Source organism: Alteromonas gracilis, from assembly GCF_043642145.1.
GTDB classification, from domain to species: Bacteria; Pseudomonadota; Gammaproteobacteria; order Enterobacterales; family Alteromonadaceae; genus Alteromonas; species Alteromonas gracilis_B.
The window spans coordinates 1-19,382 of the sequence record NZ_JBHZRZ010000002.1 but is presented as its reverse complement, the minus strand read 5'-3'; the positions used below and the strand labels follow the sequence as shown (position 1 = coordinate 19,382).

Genomic DNA, 19,382 nt, shown 5'->3' with positions numbered 1-19,382 from the left:
TGTTATTGTTCCTGACTCTTTTCTGGATGTGTATAAAGTGGCGTTCGTTTCAGCAGTAATTTGAGCGCGTGCCAATAAATTCCTGCCATTGTTTTTATTGTCATACTGGGTATACGTTTTAGTGCGGCAGATAGATTCGCATCGTCTAAACAAAATCTGGTTAAGTTTATGCCTGCACTGAATTCTTTATCCTCTCTCACGCAATCCATTGCCAAGGAAAGTGTAGACGAAGGCTGCGAAATCGACCATTTGTAGGTCATATCCATTGGGTTAAACGGCGATACGTGAAAAGCCTTCGGCGTGTCGTCTTGTGTATCTAAATTGACGAGATAGTGATGTCGTTCATTCCAAGGCGTATTACTGACTTCAGCAAGCATGTGAGTAAATTTACCCTCAGAATTGCGAAGGTAATAAAAGTTAACTGGACTAAAATACAAGCCCCACATTCTTAGTTGCCCAAGCATAAACACATCTCCCTCAAGCGTTCTGTTGCCGTTCAATTCAGTCATTCTATTGATCACGGCTTCACGTAAGGAGAGAGAGGCATCGCCCAAATAGTCTTCGCGCTTAAAACGCACTCTGGCTTTCTTCTCGGATGAAAAATACGTTAGAGTTTTGGACAAGGTCGCTAACTCATTATCTTCTAGTTTTAGCCAGAACAGATATATGTCGTAGTCGAACTGGTGCTGAGTAGGCTTAAACCGCTGGTGATACACCTTACCTTTATAAATAGCGCTTTCAATCACAGCGACTCACCAAATCGAGCACACACGTCAAGCGCACTGGTAACACCATCTTCATGGAAACCGTTATACCAATATGCCCCGCAAAAATGTAGATTGTCTACTCCGCAGATTTCGCTTCGTCTGCTTTGTGCCTTTACCATTTCTGCACTGTATTGAGGATGTGCATATTGATAAGTGCGTAACACCTTATCGTTATCAATTTCTGCAGTGTTGTTTAACGTAACACTGTATGTATTTTTCGCGTCTAGTCTTTGAAGGATATTCATATTGTAGGTAACAGACGCCGGACGCGATTCTTCACTCGCATCTTCCTTAAGCCTGTAATTCCAACTTGCCCAAGCCAGCTTTCTCTTAGGAAGTTGAGATATATCTTTGTGCATAACCACATCGTTTTCTGCGTAAGGAATGTTGCCTAGAATATCCTTATGTAGCGGCGTAGGAGAGTGAAGCATTTTTAATGCTTGGTCGCTGTGGCAAGCAAAAACTACATGATCGTATTGGGCACTTTCGCCGAGCGCGTCAATGACTGTCCAATTTGTTTCATTTTTAACTACAGACGTCACTGGTGTCGATAGCTTAATTTTTGATTTAAAAGGTTCAATTAAAGGGGGAATATACTGACTCGAGCCGCCTTTGATGGTGTACCATTGGGGTCTGTCAGTGATATTCAGCAAACCGTGATTGTTAAAAAACTGAAGAAAGAATGTCAGTGGAAATTTCCGAGTCTGCTCTAAACTGCTCGACCAAATAGCCGCGCACATCGGAAGAATGTAATAGCGAGCGAAGTCATCGCTTAGATTAAGCTCTTTAATAATGTCTTCTAAAGTCAGTGCTGCAGTATCGCGTTTCTCAGCCACCATGGTTTTACACGCTTTGTTAAACGTAAGTATGTCTTTGACGATTCGCCAAAATTTAGGGCGAAGGATATTTCGTCTTTGAGCAAACAAGCTGTTTAAATTATTGCCGTTATACTCGAGGTTTGCTTTTTTACTTGTTACTGAAAAGCTCATTTCCGTAGGCTGATAATCTACATTCAACTGAGTTATGAGCTTGATAAAATTGGGATAGGTCCAATCGTTGAAAACGATAAATCCTGTGTCTATGTTATGCACTTCTCCATCGTCACTGATTTCTTTTGTTGCGGTGTGGCCACCTATATAGTCATTTGCTTCATAAACGGTAATATCATTTTTTTTGTTAAGAAGGTGCGCGCACGTTAATCCTGAAATACCAGTGCCTATAATGGCAATCTTATCTGTCATGCTTTTTCTCTTATTGTTTTTCTCGCATTGCCAATGACAAGCGCTTTTGTAGCTGGGTAGGTAATATGTGTAAAAACCGAAGAATTAGGCCAAAGAACGTAGGAAAGAAAATACTCTGCTTATTACTTTCTATTCCCTTGAGCATTGCCTTAGCAGCTTCTTCTGCACTTATTTTCATTGGCATCTCAAAATCATTCTTATCTGTTAATGGTGTCTCCACAAACCCCGGCGAGACTGCCTGAACCTTTACACCTTTATGGTGCAGGTCAACTTCAAGTGACTTGGTAAAATAATGTAACGCAGCTTTGCTGGCACCGTAAGCTTGTGACCGCGTGAAAGGAAGCAGTCGTGCCATACTGTCTACAATGACAAGTTTATCTCCCTGTCTGAAGTGCGGCAGTAGGGCATCAACGCAGTTCACAACGCCAAAAAAATTGGGTTCGAAAACACGGCGGAACATATCTGTTTCAAAATCGTCGATATCGACATATTCGCATGTGCCTGCATTTAACACTGCGATATCGAACTTGATTGATGCTAGCGCGTGGCGCGTATCATTCAGGTCTGAAACATCAAATTGGCATGAATCGATGTTGGAGTGGCGACTTAGCTCTTCGAGCGCGTCCTTATTTCTTCCGCACGCGACCACGCGGTAACCTGTATTTGCAGCATGAGTCGCTAATGCTTTACCAATTCCTGAGGTTGCTCCGGTAATGAGAATAGTTTTCACTTTGCCAGCTTCCCTTTAATCTTCTTAATTACAAAACCTAGAATAGGTACGTGTTCATAAACCATTTCGCCCAAGTCATAGTAGTCTTTGTGGTAAATGATACTGTCGTTCTTAACGCCAAGTTGGGTGGTGCCGTCTAAAGTAATACGCTTATTTTTATTCTTTAGCACTAACGTCATTGTCCAATTTACAACATGGGTAACATCAGAGTGGCTTTGTACTTCCTTTTCGGTACAAGTGAAAATGTCAGCAATATCGAACTTGCAGCTCTCGGCGTGCGTGAATAAATTAGAAAAGTAGCCTTTGACTTCGTTAATGCCTCTGTGCGTTGTAATGGGGTCTATAAATACAACGTCACTCGCATAGATATCGTCTAGGTCTTGTAGCGATATCTGACAAACATCTGTGTAAATTTTACAAAAGCGTGAAATGACGTTCATACACGTTCCTTACATTACATTTTATATTTACGAATACGTGTGGACATTAGACAGGAATCGTAAAACCAAAAAACGATGCATTAACTTTATGAACGCAAGTCTTTGATATGGAGTCTGTTAATATTTACTTTATGCAGTAAATTACATCCGTCGGTGTACTTAAGATCACGTTTTTCTTTTTATCTGTGAAAAAATTTCCCATTAGATCCTATTTGTTCTCACTCGCGTAGATATTTTCGTGTTTTCGGAAGTATTGAGTATGAGCGTAGAACGATTTCCCTTATTCCCTTTATCAGCGCACCTTTTGCCAGAAGGTAGAATGGCCCTGCGCATTTTTGAGCCGCGTTATGTACGAATGGTTAAGCAGGCATGTGCCGAAAACAAAGGCTTTGTCATGTGTATGCTAAACGCAAATGGCAACAAAGATGCGAATGAGCATATTCACAAAATTGGTACATATGCCCAGGTGGTAGACTTCGATATGCTCGATGATGGGTTGCTTGGCATAAAGGTTGCTGGGTTACACCTAGTTGAGGTAAGCAACATTGAAGTCGAAAAAGATGGTCTTCGCATCGGTGAGTGTACGGTTTTGCCGCCTTGGCAATGTGATTTGGCCCCTCAGCAAATAGCGCCTATGGATGAGCGACTTAAAGAGATATTTGGAAATTACGAAGAATTGGCAGCGCTTTATGAGTCGCCAAAATTTGATTGCCCTAACTGGGTATTGAATCGTTGGCTAGAACTTTTGCCAGTCGATGGCTCTCAAAAGCAGCATTTTTTAGCTCAGCGAGAATGTACGAGTTTGTTAAACTACCTTTCTGCTTTGGTTGTCTAAGGCACAAAAGTGGTTAAGCGCTCTGTCAGACATTACAAAATCGTAACCCAACTTTTGCGAATTTCGCGAACGTTTTAAGTCATAAAACCGTAGAATGTCAGAACCAAAACGGAAAAGCGGACGAATCTTATGTTAGTTGGAATTCCTTTGGAACAAAGCAACAGCACAATTAAGCCAAAAGAGTGTGCTACTGAAATGTCTGATTACCTTGTCGCGGTTGCAGACGCCCGCTGCAAACGCTCGTTTGCTCGGGTGTTCAATTACTTCGCGCCACGCCTTCGCTCTTATGCGCTAAAGCAGATGGGCAATGAAGCACTTGCGATGGAGTTAGTCCAAGACACCATGTCAAACGTATGGCAAAAAGCGCATTTGTTTAATGCTGAGAAGGGCTCTCCGTCCACATGGATCTTTACTATTGCCCGAAACATTCGATTTGATATGTTACGCAAACTACAAAACAGAAAAGAAGATGTATGTTCTGATGATTTATGGCCTGTATTGTGTGAGCAAACGGCAGACGCTAACGAAGCGCCTCTTGACGAGCAGGTCACTTTAGAGCAAATTGGAAATCTATTCGAATCGCTTCCAGTTAAACAAAAAGCGGTGGTCGAGGCCATTTATATTGATGGTAAGTCTCAACAAGAAGTCGCCGATGAACTTTCAATTCCTCTTGGAACGGTAAAATCACGCACGCGTTTGGCACTTCAAAGATTAAAGGTCATGTTACACGACAATGATTAAGTTTCACCCGAGTGCCCAGCAACTTAGAGATTTTGTTGAGGGCACGTTGTCACCTGCAATATCACTGATGGTCTCTGCACATTGCGACATGTGCGAGAAATGTCAGCGCTTTGTTGAAGTTGAGACAGAAAAGTTAGCCGCTCAGATGGTGTCTAACGCCAATGTTAGTGCTAGTGATAAGGTGGACATGTCGCTTCAATTTGGCGATATGCTTTCACAGATAACGCGACTCCCTTCTTCAAAACAAGAAAATACGTCTACCGTCATGCCGTTGGCTTACAGTGAGTCGTGTGATACACGAACTAAAGCCAAGTCGCTAACGGGTGTATCTTCGATTGAACTAGACGGTAGAGTCTTCACTTTGCCGAGAACCTTGCATCGCTACATTGACAAAACCGGCAATTGGTCAAGCTTGGTTGGAAAGCTGTGGCAAGCTCCCGTTGACTTGGGTAATCAAGGTGTTGCGAACTTCATTTTCATGGGAAGTGGCGGAAGCGTACCGGAACACACCCACCGTGGTACCGAGTACACGCTTGTTATCGACGGTGAGTTTAGTGATGGACTTAGTCGATATGACACGGGCGACTTCATTTTCATGGACGGAGAGAAAACTCACACGCCAAAATCTGAAGGTAAAGACGGATGTCTAGTTTTTAGTATTGTTGATCAACCGCTACACTTTACGTCGGGCTTGGCGAGGTTGTTAAACCCTTTCAGCCATTTGTTTTTCCGTTAATGCGTCTACGCTTTTTTAAGCTGCATTGGCGGCATATATAAAAAAACGCACTATATGTGCGTTTTTTAGGCTTTTTAAAATGTACTTCTTAAGCTTAACTAATGAACTCACTGTCTGGGTAGTTAAGTTTTAAGGTCTTCATTGCATTTAAACGTAGCTCTTCTAAACCAAGTTGCTCATAACTTGAAACCATAATCTCTAGCGCGTGTTGAACTTGCGTGCTATTTGGGAAGTGCTCAATTACGTAGCGTCCACGGTTAGCAGCAGCAACGTACGCTTGGCGTCTCATATAGAAACGGGCAATAGCAATTTCATAACGCGCTAAGCGGTCTTTAATATGAACCATGCGCTGTTTTGCATCTGCAGCATATTTACTATCGGGATACTGTTGAATCAGTTTGCGAAAATCTTCAAACGCCTGACGAGATTTAGATGGGTCTCTATCTGCGCGGTCAATATTCATCAACTCTTGGAATAAATTGCTATCCGATTCCATATTCGTGAGTCCACGCATGTAGTAAGCATAGTCTACATCTGAGTGGTTTGGGTTCAAACGAATGAATCTATCAATAGTCGCAAGGGTTTCATCGGTCTTGCCTGATTTGTAGTAGCTATATACCAGGTCCAATTGAACTTGATGTGATAAAGGGCCAAAAGGATAGCGAGAGTCCAAAGCACTTAACGTTTGCGCAGCAACACTAAAGTTTCCCATATCCATGCTTTGCTTCGCTCTGTCATACAGTTGCTGCGCGCCCATGTTAGCTAGAACCGCTTTTTCTTCAGTGTCTGAAGAGCTACACCCTGCAACAGATACCATAGCACCAAGTAAAACGGGTGCCAGTAGACGAAATGATTTCATAATAATTCTATTTTCCTGCTAAACAGTTTTGTTTCTTCGCTGTCTAAGCTCATGTGTTAAACAACAACACTTTCTTTGCATTCTAACGTACTAATGGTGAGAAAAACCATACAAAAACGTAAACAAGGCAGTGTACAACGTGAATACTTGTTATAATACCCTTTTTAAGACGTAATCAATGGTGTTATGACACAGTCGCCGAACACAATACAATTAGAGGCTTCAACGGAAGCTGCCCATTTTGGTTTAAGGTTAGATCAGGTTTTAGCTGATTTGTTCCCTGAATATTCACGTTCTAAGCTAAAAACTTGGATTCAAGACGGCAATGTTGCTGTTAACGGCGAGGTAATAACGATTCCTCGTCACAAAATGCAAATGGATGAACTTGTTACCGTACAGGCAGAAATGGATGTACAAGTAACCAGTGAAGCACAAGATATTGCATTGAACATTGTTTATGAAGATGAGCATATTTTAGTGATCAACAAGCCAGCAGACTTAGTTGTTCACCCAGGCGCGGGTAACCCAAGCGGAACTGTGCTTAATGCGCTTCTCAATCACGTGCCTGATATTGATAAGGTACCGCGTGCGGGTATTGTTCACCGTCTTGATAAAGACACTACGGGTTTAATGGTGGTAGCAAAGACCATTCCAGCGCAAACTCACCTTGTTGACCAGCTACAGCGCAGAGAAATGAGCCGAGAATATGAAGCCATTGCTTTAGGTACTATGGTAGCTGGTGGCATTGTTGATGCGCCTATCGGACGACACGCTACTAAACGCACACATATGGCAGTGCGTGAAATGGGCAAGCCGGCGGTTACGCATTTTCGCGTAATTGAAAAATTTAGAGCTTACACACATTTGCGATTAAAACTTGAAACTGGGCGTACGCACCAAATTCGTGTTCACATGGCCCATATCAAACATCCTTTGTTGGGCGATCAGGTTTATGGCGGACGTCCTCGTCTTCCTAAAGGTGCATCGGAAGCGTTTATTGCTGCACTTCGCGGTTTCCAGCGCCAAGCGCTACACGCAGCTCAGCTTTCACTTTTTCACCCCGAAACCGAGGAGTGGATGACGTGGAAAGCGCCTTTGCCGCAAGACATGCAAGACTTGCTCAAGGCTGTTAAAAAAGATACGGCGGATAATCCACAAGACATGCTTTAAGCAGGAACTGCGCGTTATGACTCAGCTCGATGCAAATTCATCTTCATCATCAGCGCTTAATTTGATTACGCCACAGTGGCCTTGTCCGCCAAATATAGTGGCGTATACCACCACAAGAAGTGGTGGCGCGAGTGTAGGTGATTTTGCGGGCTTGAACGTTGGCAGTCATGTGGGCGATGACTTGTTAATGGTAAAGGCAAATAGAAGCCTTCTTCCCTATAGTGATAAAATTACGTGGTTAGAGCAAGTACATAGCAACCGTGTTGTTAGTCTACCAAGCGTTGACACAACAGCAGATGCGGCGTATTCAACTTCAACATCGCACTTTTGCGCTGTTATGACAGCAGACTGCGTTCCTATTTTATTGTGTGACGACCAGGGACAAGAAGTTGCTGCTGTGCATGCAGGATGGAAAGGGCTTGATAGCAAGATAATCGCCAATGCGGTGGCGCGATTTACCTTTCCGGCTTCTAAGTTGATGGCGTGGATTGGGCCTGCTATTAGCGGTTGTTGCTACGAAGTAGATGTCGACTTGGCAAACAAGTTTAAGCACGTTGAAAATGCTGTAAGCATGAGTGCTAATAAAGGTAAGTTTTTACTCAATTTACCGCTAATCGCACAGACACAGCTCATCGAAGCTGGAGTAACGAATGTTACGCAAAGTAATTTGTGTACGTATTCTGACGAACAGCGCTTCTATTCACATCGTCGCGCTACTCATCAACACAAGCGCACCACTGGAAGAATAGTGAGTGTGATTGGTATTCGTTAATTTTTTACGCGTACTAGGTTAACTCGCTCCACTGGTCATTCGCGCCATCAATTTGCGCTGCATCAAAGTTTGGCCATTATTTCTTATCTTTTTGACTAACTTTTCAATCTCATACTTGAATCACAATTGACCAGCCTACATAACTAGAACATAAATAATTGTTCATTTACTAGGTTGAGATTATGAGACTAGATAGATTTACCAGTAAATTTCAGCTCGCTATTTCCGATGCTCAATCTCTCGCATTGGGGCGAGATCATCAATACATTGAACCTGTCCATTTAATGACCGCCATGCTTAATCAGCAGGGGGGATCGGTTCGACCTCTGCTTGATCAGGCAAATATTAATGTAAATGCGCTTCGCTCAGCGCTTAGCCAAGCCATTGAGCGACTGCCTAGAATTGAAGGTATAGGTGGTGATGTTCAACTAAGTAAAGACAGTGGCATACTGCTAAACCTTTGCGACAAAATAGCGCAGCAACGAAAAGACGAGTACATCACGTCTGAAATATTCGTGTTGGCAGCGTTGCAAGATAAAGGGCGATTAGGAGAAATTCTTAAAAGCCTAAACATCACGAAAGATGCTATTGAAAGTGCAATTGACGATATGCGAGGTGGTCAGAAAGTGACAGACCCTAATGCCGAAGATGTGCGTCAAGCCTTAGAAAAATACACTACAGACCTAACAGAACGGGCCGAACAGGGCAAACTAGACCCGGTTATTGGGCGCGACGATGAAATTCGCCGAACTGTTCAGGTGCTACAGCGCCGAACTAAAAACAATCCGGTGCTTATCGGTGAGCCAGGTGTGGGTAAAACAGCCATTGTGGAAGGCTTAGCTCAGCGCATTATTAATGGCGAAGTACCCGAAGGTCTTAAAAACAAACGCGTACTTGCGCTTGATATGGGCGCATTAGTAGCAGGCGCAAAATATCGCGGTGAGTTTGAAGAGCGCTTGAAGGCCGTACTTAATGAACTTGCGAAAGAAGAAGGCCGCGTTATTTTATTCGTTGATGAACTGCACACCATGGTAGGTGCAGGGAAGGGCGACGGCGCAATGGATGCCGGTAATATGTTGAAGCCTGCGTTGGCACGTGGCGAGCTTCATTGTGTGGGCGCTACTACGTTAGACGAATATCGCCAGTATATTGAAAAAGACGCTGCGCTTGAGCGCCGCTTCCAAAAAGTACTGGTAGAAGAGCCAAGCGTTGAAGACACTATTGCTATTCTGCGTGGACTGAAAGAACGCTATGAGCTTCATCACTCGGTAGACATCACAGATCCAGCCATTGTAGCGGCAGCGAGTTTGTCTCATCGCTATATCAGCGACCGCCAGCTTCCGGATAAAGCTATTGATTTAATAGACGAAGCGGCATCTAGTATTCGTCTGCAAATTGACTCTAAGCCAGAAGACATGGACCGCCTTGAGCGCAGAATTATTCAGCTCAAGCTGGAAGAACAGGCCCTTGCAAAAGAAACAGACGATGCCAGTCACAAGCGCCTAGAAATGATAGAACTAGAGCGCGAGCAAGCAGAAACTAAATATGCAGAGCTTGAAAAAGTATGGCTAGATGAAAAAGACGCCATGCAGGGAACGCAAACAATAAAAGGTGAGCTAGAGCAGGCAAAACTTGATTTAGAAATTGCGCGAAGAGCGTCAGACTTAAATCGCATGTCAGAGCTTCAATATGGACGTATTCCCGAGTTAGAAGCAAAGCTAGAACAAGCCGCTGAAAATGAAACCCGTGAAACTAAGTTGGTTAAGAACAAAGTAACCGATGCAGAAATTGCCGATGTACTATCACGCTGGACAGGTATACCTGTAGCAAAAATGCTGGAAGGCGAGCGCGACAAGTTACTGCGTATGGAAGACGTGCTTCACAAGCGAGTAGTGGGGCAGGAAGAGGCGGTTCAGGCTGTTTCAAACGCAATTCGTCGCTCGCGCGCAGGGCTTGCCGACCCGAACCGACCTATTGGTTCATTCCTATTCTTAGGGCCGACGGGTGTAGGTAAAACCGAGCTGTGTAAAGCGCTTGCTGGCTTTATGTTCGATACAGAAGACGCCATGGTGCGTATAGACATGTCTGAATTTATGGAGAAGCATTCTGTCGCTCGCTTAGTTGGTGCACCTCCCGGGTACGTTGGATATGAAGAAGGTGGCTATTTGACAGAGGCGGTACGCCGCAAACCTTACTCGGTCATTTTGTTAGATGAGGTTGAAAAAGCACATCCAGACGTATTCAACATTTTGCTGCAAGTGCTTGATGATGGAAGACTGACAGACGGACAGGGGCGCACGGTAGACTTTAAAAATACCGTGGTGATTATGACGTCTAATTTAGGCTCAGACATCATTCAAGATAAGCACAATGAAAGTCAGTACGATGACATGAAAGCATCGGTGATGAATGTTGTGGGTCAGCATTTTAGACCAGAGTTCATCAACCGCGTGGATGACATCGTGGTATTCCACCCATTAGGTAAAGAGCAGATTAAATCCATTGCTAAAATTCAGCTCGCGTCGCTTAGAGCACGGTTGGCTGAAAAAGGTTACAAACTTACCCTTTCAGCTGCGGCAATGGATAAACTGGCAGATGCAGGTTTCGACCCTGTGTTTGGTGCGCGCCCGCTTAAGCGCGCTATACAAGTGCAGGTGGAAAACCCGCTTGCGCATAAGCTATTGGCGGGTGAGCTAATGCCTGAGTCTACTATAAGAGTTGATGCCGACGAAAGCGGACTTTTCGTAGTAAATAGCTAATCACTACGCATCACTAGAAGTTCAAAAGGCACTGGCAACAGTGCCTTTTTTATTGCATATCCGTTATCTTTTCCTTTAGTTTACAAGCTAAAAGAATGAACGCGTGGTTACCAAAGGAGTTAGACATGCAAACAACCCCAATCATTGACGCATTTAAACGCGTACTAGGGGAAAGCAATGTTGCTGTAGGCAAGCGTCAAACCGAGCATTATCGCAAGGGGTGGCGCTCGGGCGAAGGCGACGCTTTGGCAGTGTTGTTTCCCAATACGCTTATGCACTATTGGGAAGTACTTAAGGTTTGCGTTGAATACAACTGCATTATCATTATGCAGGCTGCGAAAACAGGTCTAACCGAAGGTTCAACACCAAGCGGTAATGATTATGACAGACCCGTTGTTGTCATTAATACATTAGCGATGGACGACATCGTTTTAATTAACGATGGGAAGCAAATATTAAGTTTTCCTGGCGCAACTCTATTTAAACTCGAGAAGGCACTCAAACCACTTGGGAGATCGCCACACTCGGTTATTGGTTCATCGTGTTTAGGGGCTTCTATAGTTGGTGGTGTTGCAAACAATTCTGGGGGCGCTTTAGTAAAGCGAGGACCAGCTTATACAGAGTTGTCTTTGTTTGCACAGGTCAATGCCCGTGGAGAGCTGCAACTTGTCAATCACCTAGGAATAGATTTGGGCGATACACCAGAAGAAATTATAGGAAATCTATCTTCAGGTAATTTTCCCAAATCACGACTTGAAACAGATAAGAAAGCCTCTGCGAGCGATTACGAGCAAATCGTTCGAGATGTAAACGCGAATACACCAAGCCGTTTTAATGCCGACCCAGCAAGACTTTATGAAGCAAGCGGATGTGCAGGAAAAATTGCAGTGTTTGCTGTACGTCTTGACACCTTTGTAGTTCCTAAAAAAGAGCAAACGTTTTATATAGGTACTAACGACCCTGCCGTTTTAACCCGTATTCGTAGAGATGTTTTAAGCCACTTTCATCATCTACCAGAGGTAGGAGAATATCTTCATAGAGAGATGTTTGATATTGCAGATGTGTATGGCAAAGATACTATTTTAAGTATTCAGCGTTTAGGTACAGACTCGCTACCTAAAATGTTTGCATTGAAAGGGCGGGTGGACGCGTTTCTTAATAAAGTGCCACTACTTCCACCTTACATTAGTGACAGAGTCATGCAGTTGGGAAGCAAGTTCTTCTCTGACCAGATACCTCAAAGTATTCGACGTTTCCGAGAACAGTACGAACATCATCTTATCCTCAAAATGAGCGATGAGGGAATTGAAGAGGCGAAAGCATTTTTAAGTACATTGTTTTCAGAAGAGCAATTAGAGGGTGGTTATATTGAATGTAATGAAGATGAAGCCTCAAAAGCGTTTTTATTGCGCTTCGCTGCTGCGGGGGCTGCGGTTCGCTATCAAACCCTGCATCACAAACAAGTAGGGGGTATCCTCGCTTTAGATATTGCGCTAAGACGTAACGACGAGTTCTGGGTAGAAACATTGCCAGAACATATTGCCAAGCATATTGAGAAGCCACTTTATTACGGACACTTCTTTTGCCATGTTTTTCATCAAGATTACATACTAAAGAAAGGCAGTGACACTAAAAAGGTAAAGGCTGCCATGCTAGCGCTTTTAGATAGCCGAGGGGCAAAATATCCAGCAGAACACAATGTTGGGCATCTATACAAGGCAGAAAGTTCACTGCAAAGTTTCTACAAAGCTTTAGATCCAACCAACACGTTTAACCCTGGAATAGGCATGATGGAAAAGCACAAACGAAATTGTTCGTGCTGCCTTTAACACTTAAGTGTTCTATTTAGATAGAAGAGAGCCTTTAGAGGCTCTCGAGCAACGCTTGAGCTTGCGGGCGTTTAAAGAATGGACGCTCAACATTAACAGCAAATTCTAACTCTTTCTTTGCTTCTTCTATTCTTTCTAACTTTGCTAGCGTATAGCCAAGGTGATAACGGATATTTGGATCGTTTGCATCCCTAGCGAATGCATCCCTCAGCATTTTAAGGCTCCCCTCGAAGTCTCCTTGTAATGCTTTAATGTGTCCGTATGTGTCCAATATTTTGGCCGAGTTGGGCTGCAAGTCGTGTGCTTGTTGCGCGTAGTTTTTTGCAGTATCGAGAGATTTATCTACATGCATTATTGCTAAACGATTAAACGCCTCAGCTAGGCTAAGCAAGTTTGGTTCAGTAATAAGCTCTTTATAGAGTGCTATCGACTCATCATATTCTTGAATGAAGAAGAGATACTGCGCTAACAGATTTTTTGCTAAAAGGTTATTTTCATTTTCCGCTACAAGCTGTCGAGCGGTATCTAAGAATACATCAACAAACTGTTCGTTTAGTGCATAGTTATATAAGGCGACAAATGCTTGGGCAAACGCTGTATCTATCTCTAGTGCTTTTGTAAAAGCCTTAACTGCACGTGCATCATTTCCTTTGTTTGCTTCTAAGCGACCTCTTAAAAAGTGATACACCGGATTTTGTTGCTGGTCAGTTGGAACGGAAGCTAAGATTGATTGTGCTTTATCGTTATCCTGGAAGTCCAGCAATAAGCTTGAATAGCGCAATGTCACTAAAATACTGGAACTGGCAATTTCGTAAGCTCGTGCCATTGCCTCTTTAGCTTCTTTGTCATTGCCTATTCTTCGCGCTTGATCAGCGTAAGAAATCAGTTTACCGGCATCATCGTTAATAAAGTTTCTAACAATGCTCAGCGTTTTTTCTGCATCGGCACGCTGATTAGTTTCAAACTGAAGCGCAGCCTTTTGCAAAAGATAATCAGCATTATCGAATTCATCTTTTATCAGTAAATCTAAATGATACAAGGCATTTTTAGTATCACCTTGGCGTTGATACAATGATGATACTCTTTCTCTTGCTCCGGTATTCGAAGGAGTCAGCGTGAGAATATCAAGATAGATTTGCTTGGCTTCATCAATATTGCCCGCCTTAGCCAAGTTGAATGCTTTCAGCATTAAGGTTTCATTATGTTGTGGTGAAAGGGTAAGCAGCTCTTCTACTAATAGGTTCGATTGTTCGATATTCCCTAAGCGACTTTCTGTTGCAGCCAAATTGAACTTTGCAGGAAAAAGCGTTGGGTTTCGCGATAATGCCTTTTCAATATTAGCCTTAGCGTCTTCAAGCTGCCCTTGTCGAATAAAGATGCCAGCTTTGAGGTTGTAAACCTCAGCTTCTTCAGGAAACATTTCACTAAGCAAATTCGCGCCCTTTAATGCATTATCGTATCGTTGCGCTTGCAAGTTCATCAAAGAGTAAGTGAAAAGAAAACCTGCATTATCTTTATAAGCTGGCAAATTCATTTCAAGAATACGCAATGCTTCTTCTTCTTTGCCTCTTGCTGCCATTAGCTTTATTTTAAAAAGCTGAAGTTTGTTTTCGTTCGGGTACTTATACTCAAGGTTTTGTAATAAACGCTCCGCTTTAAAAGCCTTATTTTGACGAATAAGTAAATCACCTAAAAGTAGGGCTGAGTCGGGGTTCTCCATCAGCGCATCTTGATAGCGCTCTAGCAACATAAGCGCTTGCTTGTCTTGCTGGGTCGCCATGTAGACTTGACTCAGCATTAGTACGGCTTGTAAGTCCTCAGGTTCTTTTTGCAAATAAGCGTTAAAGTCTTTTGCTGCTGATTCCATACTGTTGTTGAAAAAATTAGTAAGCCCGCTGATGTAAAGCAACATGGGTTGAGAAGTGATAAGCTCCGGGTCCAGCTGTGCCATGAAGTCGTTAAGCTCTTTAAGCTTTTCGTTGTCTATCGCTTGCTGGTTGTCTCTACTTTGTAACCAACTATTAAGCAAAATAGCTAACGGGTCATTTGGCGTATCTTGAATGATTTCATCAACAAAAAGCTTAGCCGAGTCATAGTCTTTTGCCTCTAAATACAAGTCAACAAGGTTTCTAAGTGCAATAGGGTCGTCGCGGTTAAAAGTCAGCGCTTTTTGTAGGTGTGCCGTTGCAGCTTCTTTATCGCCTTGACGATAGGCAAGTTGACCTTTTAATCGCCAGGTAATGGCGTTCTCTGGCGTTATTGACATGGCCTTTTCAATAAGAGATGCAGCCTTCGTTAACTCGTCATTTTGAAGTGCAATTGAGGCTAATCCGTTTATAGCTGGCACAAAGTCAGGTGTGCTTGAAATGACTTTGTTGTAGTCGCGTAGTGCGCAAAGCTCGTCTTCCAGCCTTATACATGCTGTAGCGCGTACCATTAACCACTCACGTTCAGCATCGCCCGACAATTTGTTTAAATCAGAGAAGTCTACAATTTCTTGATATTTATTCAAAAACAGCCACGTGTTGCCCAAAGGTTCCGCTAACAGGTTTATGTCTGCACCCATTTCAAGCGCTTCGACGAACTCTATTTCTGCGGCCGTTAAATAACCGTTAATCAGCAAAATTTCGCCCATTAAAATTTTTGCTGCTAGGTTTTCTGGGTCTTTTTGTAAGCTATTTTTTAGGTGAATGTAGGCTTCATCAAAGGCACTCTGGTTAAATGCTGTTAGCGCTTTTTCATAGTCTTCTGACGTCGTCGCGTAGCTGTTAAATGAGATAATAGAAGAGACAACTGCCGAGATAAGTGCACGATGTACAACACCCTTTTTATTATAAAACGAATCCATATATACCTTCGAAAATTAGCCTAGCTGCGGGCTTAAAAATAGCACAAAAAAAGGTGGCCTAAGCCACCTTTTAAAGATACGTGTTTTCTACGTGTTTTTAAACTATTAAACGCGACGCTTGCGTCTATATAGAAGAAGGCTAAGACCTAGCCCCATCAGCGCTAATGCGCCAGGCTCACTTACGTCAACACTAGGAGTATTTTTCACAATGCCAACGTTCAATGAAGAAAGTTTAAAGCCAACACCATCGAATGATGAGGCAGAGTTGTCACCAAAGTATGTGTTATATGCGCCAACTAACCAATATTTGGCAGATGCTAAATTTGTAAATGAAGATTCATACAATCCGCCGGCTGCCTTTGAGATTCCAAAGTGACCTGAGCTAATTACGTTTGTCTTTTTCGCCGCATCAGACCATGTGCTGTTTAGGCGGTCACTAAACATAGAAATGTCATTAAGACCCGCAACCGTAACTTCTTTATTTCCATTCGACCCGCTTTTCCAGGTATATCCGGCACCATTTAGCACAACCTCGGTGTCAAAACTTAAAAGGAACATGTCGAAATCATCTTTTCCTTTGTCGTTGTAATTATCAACCGAATGACTGTCACCACCCCAACTATAATCTCCATTTTCTTGACCGTATCCTATTTCTTGAATGCAGCTTGAAGGAGAATTTGAGTGGCAGTTTGACCAATGTGGTGTATCACTTGAACGTAGCAGATCATCATTACTGCCACCAGTGTCCGACCACGCGGAGAAATCCAAAACTGAAACTTTTGTATCGCCGATTGTAAATACATTTCCTAGAAAATAGTTATCATGCAGAGAGTACTTAGCTTCTTCTAAGCTACTATCTGATGCATGACAAAAACCGGAGATTAAACCTGTAGATATAGCGAGGAGAGATACTACTTTTTTTACTGCTTTCATTAGAAACTACCAAAACGACTTCATTGGTGCTTGCTTAGCTAGTTTCGTGCCAGTTTTTAAGTTACTGATTTTTTGTGTTTTTTGTTGGTTGGGGTTGTGATGAGTAAAAAAAACTGACAGGTTGTACCACCTGTCAGTGATCTAAAGTCTAATTTCTTTAAATGATTTTTTTGCGTCGCCACATGACAAAGAGCGAGCAGGCCATAATCAAGCCAATAGTTCCGGGCTCAGATACCTCTGTAGGAGATGGAGTGCCTGTCGGTTCTGTTACATTGAACCCTATATTAGCAAGTTTAAACGCGTCGTTTCCTACGCGACCACCAACGTTTCCGAAAACAGAATTATAAGCACCTACTAACCAATACTGTGCAGATTCAGTGAATGTGAAGTCTGCGCGGTGATCTAAATATTCACAGTTTTCAATATCAAACGAGGCAGAAGTTAACGCGTCAGCTACAATATCGCTCCAAGTATTTACACCTGAAGTTAAGGTAGACGTGTCGCCTAAAGCAGCTACCGATACCTGACTGTCCTTATTGCTATACAACCATGAGAAGCTTGCACCGGTTAAGGTAACAGCAGAGTCAAAGGATAGAAGGACAAAATCGTAATCTCGTTCCACGTTTGCAAAGTTGTGGTAGTTAGAATTAAAACTACCGTTAGAAAAATAATTTATGTTATCGATGGCGTGGTCCGCACCACCACCATAGTGTGACTCATCGTCATTTGTAATGCCGTAGGCCCATTTATTCGAGATTTTCTCTAGTTTGGCACCTACTACTGTTTCACCTCTGACGTTATGGGTATCAGAAAAGGCAGACATGGCAATATTAACACCGTCAACGTTAACCGAAGACTTTGTTGCATCAATATCATGAAAAACGCCATCACTTACTAAGTCATAAGTGTGTTCACCCAAAGGCGAGTTGCAAACTTTGTTTTGTTCTTGGTTATTGCTTGACGAGCCGCAATAGGAATAATTGTTTTTGTGCCAGTTTTTTGCAATAGCCTGACTTGTGCTAAGGGTCGACAGCAAAGCTGCAGAAATCAGCATTACTGTTTTTAAAGAAAACGATTTTTGTAGAGTTCGCATAACAGCTTTCCTTTATGAGAGAGGAGAACCACTCTCAGTAACTAAACAGTCAAGATGCACCAAAGACTGTGCACATATTTGTTTAGTACTTAATTTCAACATGGACTTGTATGATATATGAACGGTGAGCTCTTTAGGGTATGCATCCGTATACCTAGTTATTAGTGCTGGGTTTTTCAATCACTAAAGCTAAACTGATACGGAGCGGTTTTAATCTACCGTTAATGATAAACAATTGGGTTGGGTTTTGAGCTTGTATTTGTCTACAAGAATCAAACCAGACATGGCAGTTGTTTTACTTTGCTATGCGTTCCAGTCTATCTATGGAATAATTAGTGTCATTATATATGTAGAAGTACGAGGACATATGTCTGAACAAAAACGTAAAGGGATATACTTACTTCCCAACTTATTAACAACGGCAGGTTTGTTTTCCGGTTTCTTTGCTGTTGTTTCATCAATGAACGGTCGCTTTGAAGCTGCAGCGGTTGCAATTTTTGTTGCGATGATATTCGACGGACTCGATGGTCGAGTTGCGCGTATGACAAACACACAAAGCGACTTTGGCGCTGAATATGATTCTATGGCTGACATGGTTTCATTCGGCATGGCGCCGGCGCTTGTTGCTTATAATTGGGGGTTAACAGAGTTGGGTAAGTTAGGCTGGTTAGCTGCCTTTATATATGTAGCGGGTGCAGCACTTCGCTTAGCTCGCTTTAATACGCAAGTAGGTATTGCCGATAAGCGCTTCTTCCAAGGTCTTGCCAGTCCTGCGGCTGCGGCAGTTGTTTCTGGTCTAGTGTGGGTTGGTGTTGAGTATGATGCTGTTGGTACAGATTATGGTTTAATTGTTGCGGCAGTTACTGGCTTAGCTGGATTACTAATGGTCAGTAACTTTAAATACAACTCGTTTAAAGAAGTTAACTGGCACGGCAAGGTTCCGTTCGTAGGCCTTCTTATTGTATTGCTTATATTCGTGGTTGTTGCAACTGAGCCTGCTTTGGTACTTTTCTTAGTGTTTGCCTTATACGCATTAGCTGGGCCTATCAATACGTTTCGAACGGTTGATAAAGTAACGTTGGATGATGTAGTGGGCGACCATGAAGAAGACGCAGACTTTAATGCTGACAAAAAGAAACAAGACGAAAGCGTTAAGGATTCACATCAATAAGTAGAGATATAAAGCATTGAAGTGTGACGATGTGGCATTGATGAATAAGAAATGGGTGTAATTTCCCGTTAAAATGTACACAAAGTAAACATGTGGATTAAAAAGCGACCGAACGGTCGCTTTTTTTATATTTAGTTAGAAAAGGGTGTTGACGATACGTCAGGAATGCGTAAAATGCGCGCCTCCTCAACAGGGAGCAGCAAAACGCTGACAACTGAAGAGGATGTCAAAAACCAAGTTTGAAAATAAATAAACAAAAGTTGTTGACAAAAAAATGATGCGCTGTAAGATACGCATCCGCTTCGGGAGAGGCAGCTAGCAAAAGCTAGCAACGTTCTTTAAAAATTTAGACAAGACAATCTGTGTGGGCACTCGTTAAGGGTGTCACAACGACGATTCATATTTCGATATATTTAATTGAAGAGTTTGATCATGGCTCAGATTGAACGCTGGCGGCA

16 protein-coding genes are annotated in these 19,382 nt (G+C 42.7%); 8 read left to right on the top strand and 8 right to left on the bottom strand.

The features are described from left to right. Positions 1-2 precede the first annotated feature (2 nt). From ACHUFN_RS04190 to ACHUFN_RS04175, 4 genes are read right to left on the bottom strand one after another with little or no spacing between them, the layout of a single operon-like run. Positions 3-746: a DUF1365 domain-containing protein gene (locus ACHUFN_RS04190; protein WP_394221062.1), complete on the bottom strand. Its 744-nt coding sequence runs from the start codon at positions 744-746 to the stop codon at positions 3-5. After that, positions 743-2,008 (bottom strand): NAD(P)/FAD-dependent oxidoreductase, encoded by a 1,266-nt coding sequence (locus ACHUFN_RS04185; RefSeq protein WP_394221061.1) that lies wholly within the window; start codon positions 2,006-2,008, stop codon positions 743-745. Before ACHUFN_RS04185 ends, ACHUFN_RS04190 begins: the two co-directional genes overlap by 4 nt. A gap of 10 nt (positions 2,009-2,018) precedes the next feature. Then, positions 2,019-2,738 carry an SDR family NAD(P)-dependent oxidoreductase gene (locus tag ACHUFN_RS04180; RefSeq protein ID WP_394221060.1) on the bottom strand — a complete coding sequence of 240 codons (720 nt, stop codon included), beginning with the start codon at positions 2,736-2,738 and terminating at the stop codon, positions 2,019-2,021. Then, positions 2,735-3,178 carry a nuclear transport factor 2 family protein gene (locus ACHUFN_RS04175; protein ID WP_394221059.1) on the bottom strand — a complete coding sequence of 148 codons (444 nt, stop codon included), beginning with the start codon at positions 3,176-3,178 and terminating at the stop codon, positions 2,735-2,737. Before ACHUFN_RS04175 ends, ACHUFN_RS04180 begins: the two co-directional genes overlap by 4 nt. A 259-nt stretch (positions 3,179-3,437) precedes the next feature. On the opposite strand from ACHUFN_RS04175, the gene ACHUFN_RS04170 reads away from it, so the two are divergent. The 3 genes from ACHUFN_RS04170 to ACHUFN_RS04160 all read left to right on the top strand — a co-directional run bounded on the left by ACHUFN_RS04170 (position 3,438) and on the right by ACHUFN_RS04160 (position 5,490). Continuing rightward, positions 3,438-4,013, top strand: a complete 576-nt coding sequence (locus ACHUFN_RS04170; protein WP_394221058.1) for an LON peptidase substrate-binding domain-containing protein — start codon at positions 3,438-3,440, stop codon at positions 4,011-4,013. A 129-nt stretch (positions 4,014-4,142) separates the two neighbouring features. Beyond that, positions 4,143-4,754 carry a sigma-70 family RNA polymerase sigma factor gene (locus ACHUFN_RS04165; protein ID WP_394221057.1) on the top strand — a complete coding sequence of 204 codons (612 nt, stop codon included), beginning with the start codon at positions 4,143-4,145 and terminating at the stop codon, positions 4,752-4,754. After that, entirely contained in the window at positions 4,747-5,490 is a 744-nt protein-coding gene (locus tag ACHUFN_RS04160; RefSeq protein WP_394221056.1) for a ChrR family anti-sigma-E factor, read from the top strand. Before ACHUFN_RS04165 ends, ACHUFN_RS04160 begins: the two co-directional genes overlap by 8 nt. A 94-nt stretch (positions 5,491-5,584) precedes the next feature. Here the strand turns inward: ACHUFN_RS04160 and ACHUFN_RS04155 are convergent, their stop codons facing one another. Beyond that, complete coding sequence (locus ACHUFN_RS04155; RefSeq protein WP_394221055.1) at positions 5,585-6,349, bottom strand: outer membrane protein assembly factor BamD; 765 nt, start codon at positions 6,347-6,349, stop codon at positions 5,585-5,587. A 186-nt stretch (positions 6,350-6,535) separates the two neighbouring features. On the opposite strand from ACHUFN_RS04155, the gene rluD reads away from it, so the two are divergent. The 4 genes from rluD (at position 6,536) to dld (ending at position 12,879) form a co-directional block, all read left to right on the top strand. Beyond that, a complete protein-coding gene (gene rluD / locus ACHUFN_RS04150; RefSeq protein WP_394221054.1) occupies positions 6,536-7,519 on the top strand; it encodes a 23S rRNA pseudouridine(1911/1915/1917) synthase RluD in 984 nt (327 codons plus the stop codon). Between the two features lie 16 nt (positions 7,520-7,535). Beyond that, positions 7,536-8,291: a peptidoglycan editing factor PgeF gene (pgeF, locus tag ACHUFN_RS04145; RefSeq protein WP_394221053.1), complete on the top strand. Its 756-nt coding sequence runs from the start codon at positions 7,536-7,538 to the stop codon at positions 8,289-8,291. A 182-nt stretch (positions 8,292-8,473) separates the two neighbouring features. Continuing rightward, positions 8,474-11,050: an ATP-dependent chaperone ClpB gene (gene clpB, locus ACHUFN_RS04140; protein WP_394221052.1), complete on the top strand. Its 2,577-nt coding sequence runs from the start codon at positions 8,474-8,476 to the stop codon at positions 11,048-11,050. 125 nt (positions 11,051-11,175) lie between these two features. Beyond that, the gene (gene dld / locus ACHUFN_RS04135) at positions 11,176-12,879 is read left to right on the top strand and encodes a D-lactate dehydrogenase (protein WP_394221051.1); all 1,704 of its coding nucleotides are present in this window, start codon (positions 11,176-11,178) and stop codon (positions 12,877-12,879) included. 34 nt (positions 12,880-12,913) lie between these two features. Here dld and prsT read toward each other — a convergent pair whose 3' ends face one another. The 3 genes from prsT to xdp1 (ACHUFN_RS04120) form a co-directional block, all read right to left on the bottom strand. Continuing rightward, positions 12,914-15,727 carry an XrtA/PEP-CTERM system TPR-repeat protein PrsT gene (prsT, locus tag ACHUFN_RS04130; RefSeq protein WP_394221050.1) on the bottom strand — a complete coding sequence of 938 codons (2,814 nt, stop codon included), beginning with the start codon at positions 15,725-15,727 and terminating at the stop codon, positions 12,914-12,916. Positions 15,728-15,832: 105 nt separating this feature from the next. Further along, complete coding sequence (gene xdp1, locus ACHUFN_RS04125) at positions 15,833-16,660, bottom strand: exosortase-dependent surface protein XDP1 (protein ID WP_394221049.1); 828 nt, start codon at positions 16,658-16,660, stop codon at positions 15,833-15,835. 157 nt (positions 16,661-16,817) lie between these two features. Further along, positions 16,818-17,753 carry an exosortase-dependent surface protein XDP1 gene (gene xdp1 / locus ACHUFN_RS04120; RefSeq protein ID WP_394221048.1) on the bottom strand — a complete coding sequence of 312 codons (936 nt, stop codon included), beginning with the start codon at positions 17,751-17,753 and terminating at the stop codon, positions 16,818-16,820. 367 nt (positions 17,754-18,120) lie between these two features. Here xdp1 (ACHUFN_RS04120) and pssA point away from each other — a divergent pair, with 367 nt between their 5' ends. Beyond that, complete coding sequence (gene pssA, locus ACHUFN_RS04115) at positions 18,121-18,924, top strand: CDP-diacylglycerol--serine O-phosphatidyltransferase (protein WP_394221047.1); 804 nt, start codon at positions 18,121-18,123, stop codon at positions 18,922-18,924. The last annotated feature ends 458 nt before the right edge of the window (positions 18,925-19,382 follow it).

Excerpts from the sequence above, each read along its gene's own strand:
- ACHUFN_RS04185 (WP_394221061.1), bottom strand. The coding sequence starts at position 2,008 with ATGACAGATAAGATTGCCATTATAGGCACTGGTATTTCAGGATTAACG.
- ACHUFN_RS04170 (WP_394221058.1), top strand. The coding sequence starts at position 3,438 with ATGAGCGTAGAACGATTTCCCTTATTCCCTTTATCAGCGCACCTTTTG.
- ACHUFN_RS04160 (WP_394221056.1), top strand. The coding sequence starts at position 4,747 with ATGATTAAGTTTCACCCGAGTGCCCAGCAACTTAGAGATTTTGTTGAG.
- xdp1 (WP_394221048.1), bottom strand. The coding sequence starts at position 17,753 with ATGCGAACTCTACAAAAATCGTTTTCTTTAAAAACAGTAATGCTGATT.
- xdp1 (WP_394221049.1), bottom strand. The coding sequence starts at position 16,660 with ATGAAAGCAGTAAAAAAAGTAGTATCTCTCCTCGCTATATCTACAGGT.
- ACHUFN_RS04155 (WP_394221055.1), bottom strand. The coding sequence starts at position 6,349 with ATGAAATCATTTCGTCTACTGGCACCCGTTTTACTTGGTGCTATGGTA.
- rluD (WP_394221054.1), top strand. The coding sequence starts at position 6,536 with ATGACACAGTCGCCGAACACAATACAATTAGAGGCTTCAACGGAAGCT.
- pssA (WP_394221047.1), top strand. The coding sequence starts at position 18,121 with ATGTCTGAACAAAAACGTAAAGGGATATACTTACTTCCCAACTTATTA.
- dld (WP_394221051.1), top strand. The coding sequence starts at position 11,176 with ATGCAAACAACCCCAATCATTGACGCATTTAAACGCGTACTAGGGGAA.
- ACHUFN_RS04165 (WP_394221057.1), top strand. The coding sequence starts at position 4,143 with ATGTTAGTTGGAATTCCTTTGGAACAAAGCAACAGCACAATTAAGCCA.
- prsT (WP_394221050.1), bottom strand. The coding sequence starts at position 15,727 with ATGGATTCGTTTTATAATAAAAAGGGTGTTGTACATCGTGCACTTATC.
- ACHUFN_RS04175 (WP_394221059.1), bottom strand. The coding sequence starts at position 3,178 with ATGAACGTCATTTCACGCTTTTGTAAAATTTACACAGATGTTTGTCAG.
- pgeF (WP_394221053.1), top strand. The coding sequence starts at position 7,536 with ATGACTCAGCTCGATGCAAATTCATCTTCATCATCAGCGCTTAATTTG.
- clpB (WP_394221052.1), top strand. The coding sequence starts at position 8,474 with ATGAGACTAGATAGATTTACCAGTAAATTTCAGCTCGCTATTTCCGAT.